The sequence below is a fragment of the Oleiphilus sp. HI0128 genome, assembly GCF_001635365.1.
The window spans coordinates 1-1,008 of record NZ_LWGG01000272.1 but is presented as its reverse complement, the minus strand read 5'-3'; the positions used below and the strand labels follow the sequence as shown (position 1 = coordinate 1,008).

1 protein-coding gene is annotated in these 1,008 nt (G+C 40.3%); it reads right to left on the bottom strand.

Annotated features, from left to right (window positions below):
* Positions 1-279: 279 nt before the first annotated feature.
* Positions 280-1,005, bottom strand: a complete 726-nt coding sequence (lptB, locus tag A3763_RS03585; RefSeq protein WP_068511164.1) for an LPS export ABC transporter ATP-binding protein — start codon at positions 1,003-1,005, stop codon at positions 280-282.
* Positions 1,006-1,008 lie beyond the last annotated feature (3 nt).

Below are 1,008 nucleotides of genomic sequence, written 5' to 3'. Positions count from 1 at the left end.
AATTTTGAATCATGTATTGTCGCTTATTATATTTTGCGGAAATGGTCGCTGTGAATAAACGTATTTATATTTACTTCATTTACACAAGTGTAGTGCGAAGATAGCAAAGTGTGAAACAAATAAAAGTATATTTACGTTACCAGCCTACAAATAATTGTTTTAGATCAAGTTATCGTCTTGTTGACGTGAAAATTGCATGCTACTCATTTCTAAGCTGAAAGTCATGCTTAATTGTTTGTATATGCTGTTCGAATCGAATGCTATGAACTAGCCACTGGCTTATAATTTGAATTGATTGCCCAAGTAGACTTGTTTGACCTTTTCATTATTCAGAATGTCTTCAGCACTTCCTGAAGCAATGATATGGCCATCACCAACAATATAGGCTTTTTCACAAATATCCAGCGTTTCTCTAACGTTGTGATCGGTTATGAGTACGCCGATATTTTTACTTTTAAGGTGAGAGACGATTGACTTGATGTCGTTGACCGATATTGGGTCGACACCTGCGAAGGGCTCATCGAGTAGAATGAAGTCAGGCTCCATTGCTAAAGCTCTGGCTATTTCCACTCGCCTACGTTCACCGCCTGACAAGGCCATGCCAAGACTATCTTTGATGTGAGTGATGTGAAACTCTTCGAGTAAGGCTTCCATTCTTTGTCGCCTTTCGCTGCGAGAAAGATCTTTTCTAATCTCTAGTACCGCCAGGATATTGTCTCGAACACTTAACTTTCTAAATATTGAAGCTTCCTGGGGCAGGTAGCCGACACCGTTTCGTGCCCTATCATGCATAGCCATGGATGATAGGTCGGTATCATTAACTGATATCTTGCCTTTATCATGCTTAACCAGGCCTACAATCATATAGAAACAAGTGGTTTTACCAGCACCGTTAGGGCCGAGCAGCCCGATCACTTCACCGCTGTTGATAGTCAGGGAAACATCTTTAACTATTTGGCGTTTATCATAGGCCTTGGCTAGGTTTTCTGCTTTTAAAGTTTTCATTGT

Excerpts from the sequence above, each read along its gene's own strand:
- lptB (WP_068511164.1), bottom strand. The coding sequence starts at position 1,005 with ATGAAAACTTTAAAAGCAGAAAACCTAGCCAAGGCCTATGATAAACGC.